The 2,879-nt window shown below is 73.7% G+C and carries 2 protein-coding genes; one reads left to right on the top strand and one right to left on the bottom strand.

Annotated features, from left to right (window positions below; translation table 11 throughout):
• The coding region (locus AB8Z36_RS35985) for an ATP-binding protein (protein ID WP_369217596.1) at positions 1-2,423 on the top strand (2,423 nt) is incomplete at its 5' end.
• 12 nt (positions 2,424-2,435) lie between these two features.
• Here the strand turns inward: AB8Z36_RS35985 and AB8Z36_RS35980 are convergent.
• Positions 2,436-2,879: NPCBM/NEW2 domain-containing protein (locus AB8Z36_RS35980; protein ID WP_369217595.1), on the bottom strand; the 444-nt coding region annotated here is incomplete at its 5' end.

Genomic DNA, 2,879 nt, shown 5'->3' with positions numbered 1-2,879 from the left:
AACCTGAGCTGGGGGCCATCAGTTCGGATCTGCACAGGGCACGCCTCGTCACCCTCACCGGACCTGGCGGCTCCGGTAAGACCCGCCTCGCCGAGGAAGCCGCCGCCGGGCATCCACAGGCATGGCTGGCCGAGCTCGCCCCGCTCGACCGGCCCGAGGCGGTGCCCGGCGCGGTCGTCAGCGCTCTCGGTCTGCGCGAGACCGTGCTGATGACCAGCGAGCTGTCCACCCCGCAGGACGACCCCGTCGCCCTGCTCGTCGAGTACTGCGCCACGCGCTCCCTGCTCCTGATCCTTGACAACTGCGAACACGTGATCGGCGCCGCGGCCGAGCTGGCCGAGACCCTCCTCACCCACTGCCCCGGCCTCACCATCCTGGCCACCAGCCGGGAACCGCTCGGCGTCCCCGGCGAGTCCGTCCGCCCGGTCGAGCCGCTCCCGCCCGACCCCGCGCACCGCCTCTTCGCCGAGCGGGCCACGGCGGTGCGGCCGGGCTTCGACGCCGAGGAGTCGGCCGGGGCGGTCGCGGAGATCTGCCGCAGGCTCGACGGCCTGCCCCTCGCCATCGAGCTGGCCGCCGCCCGCCTGCGGCTGCTCACCCCACGGCAGATCGCCGACCGCCTCGACGACCGCTTCCGCCTCCTGACCAGCGGCGCCCGCACGGTCCTGCCCCGCCAGCAGACGCTGCGCGCGGTCGTCGACTGGTCCTGGGAGCTCCTCGGCGAGGCCGAGCGGACCGTGCTGCGGGAGGCCTCCGTCTTCGCGGGAAGCTGGGACCTGCCCGCCGCCGAGGCGGTCTGCTCGGGACCGGCCACCGATCTGATCGGCGCCCTCGTCGACAAGTCCCTGATCGTCACCGTCCCCTGCGGTGACGACGAGGACGGCGGCATGCGGTACCGCCTCCTGGAGACCATCCACGAGTACGCCACCGAGCGCGCCGCCGAGACCCCCGACCTCCTCGCGGCGGCGGGCAGGCGCCACAGCGCGTACTTCCGCGCGCTGGTCGAGCGGGCCGAGCCGCTGCTCCGCTCCGCCGAGCAACTGCCGTGGATCGAGCGCCTGGAGACCGAGCTCGACAACATCCGCGCGGCCATGCACCACTCCATCCGGACCGGTGACCTCCCGACCGCCATCGCCCTCGTCCTGAACACGGGCTGGTTCTGGTGGCTGCGCAACTTCCGCAGAGAGGGCCTGGAGTGGATGGAGGGCGTCCTGGCCCTGGCCCCACACCCGGTGTCGGCCGGAGTCGCGGCCCTCCCGGACCAGGACGACCCGCTCTACTGGCCGTGGATGAAGCTCCGCCTGCTCCACCTCTTCCTGGTGGCCGAGTCCAGGCCCATGGACGCGGACCGGGAGGACCAGGCCCGCACCGGGTACGTGGGGTGCGTGCGGGACGCCTTCAGGCGCTCGGGCCCCCAGGCCGCCACGTTCCCCGGACTCATCTGGGCGTTCACGGTCCACTTCACCGGCGGCACGCTGGAGGACACCCGCCCCGACGTGGACGCGACGGTCGAGAACTGCCGGCGCTACGGAGGGGACTGGGAGCTCTGCGTCATCCTGATGTTCCGCGTCCACATGGCCATCGACATGAACGGCAACTTCCTCGGCGTCGACGAGGACCTCGCCGAACTGCGGACGCTGAGCGCCCGGGTGGGCGACCGGTGGATGAGCGCCCAGGTGAGCAGCGCGGTCGGCGAGGCCTCGATGGCCCGCAGCGACCACGCGACGGCCCGCGCCGCCTACGAGGAGGCGCTGCGCCTCGCCCATGAGGTGGGGGCGTTCGCCGAGACGTCGTTCCTGCTGGCCAGGCTCGGTGAGATCGCCTACCGCGAGGGCGACAGGGAAGCCGCCCTCAAGACGCTCGACGAGGCGACGACCGAGGCCGAGCGGCACGGCGTGACGGAGTCCCGGGCCTTCGTACGGCTGCTGCGCGCCCTCATGGCGATCGACGACGGCGACACGGCAGCCGCCCGCGAACTGTGCACGAAAGTCGCCGAGGAGATGCGGTACGGCACGCCGCCCGCGCAGTTCAAGGCGGCCGTGCGCGGCGTCGAGGCACGGGTGCGCGCCGCCGAGTCGGGCCCCGCGGCAGGCCTCCCCGAACTGGCCGAGGCGCTGCGCGAGGCCGTGCGGGGACAGTGCTCCGAGGTGATCGTGGCCTCGCTCGTCGACTGGGGCGCCGCCCTCACGGGTGAACTCGGCGACCACGCGCGCGCCGCCCGGCTGCTCGCGGTCGGCACCCGGCTGCGGGGCGGGCGGCCGAGGCCGCGCCCCGACTCGGCCGCCGCCGAGAGCGTCGTGTCCGCCGCCACGGCCGCACTCGGCCCCCGGCGGTATGAGGCGGCGAGCGCCACGGGCTCCCTGCTCACCACCGACGACGTGTACGAAGAGCTGTGGGAGGCGGCGCGCTCGGCCGGGGAATGAGCGCGCTCGCGGTCAGGAGCAGCTCAGCCGCGACTGCGCCCAGTCGGCGAGGGCCACCGTGTCGAAGGACGTGTGCGGCTCGACGACCAGCCGGATCGTCCTGCGCCCGGTGATGTTCACCCGTACAGGAGTGGCCGGGGCGCCGCCCCTCACCAGCGGTGAGCGCCACAGCCGCGCGCCGTCCGCGTAGACGGAGAAGCGGAGCCTGCCGATGCCCAGTGTCATGTCGTCGACGCCGACCAGCGCTTCGTACGTCGAGCAGCGGCGGTTCAGGTCGATGGTCACGGAGGACTCGCCGTGCACGGTCACGCCGTGCGCGTACCGCCGGCCGGACACGGAAAGGCCCTGGCGCTGCCACACCCAACTGCTCTCGGCGAGCCGCATCTCCGGCTTGGTGCCGTCGCCGACGATGCCGTACCGCAGTTCGCTCCACTGGTAGACGGCCGGGCCCGGGGG

Origin of the sequence: Streptomyces flavofungini, assembly GCF_041028215.1 — a bacterium.
Lineage (GTDB): Bacteria > Actinomycetota > Actinomycetes > Streptomycetales > Streptomycetaceae > Streptomyces > Streptomyces flavofungini_B.
Note: the sequence above shows the minus strand (reverse complement) of the source record. Positions and strands in the feature narration are given on the sequence as shown.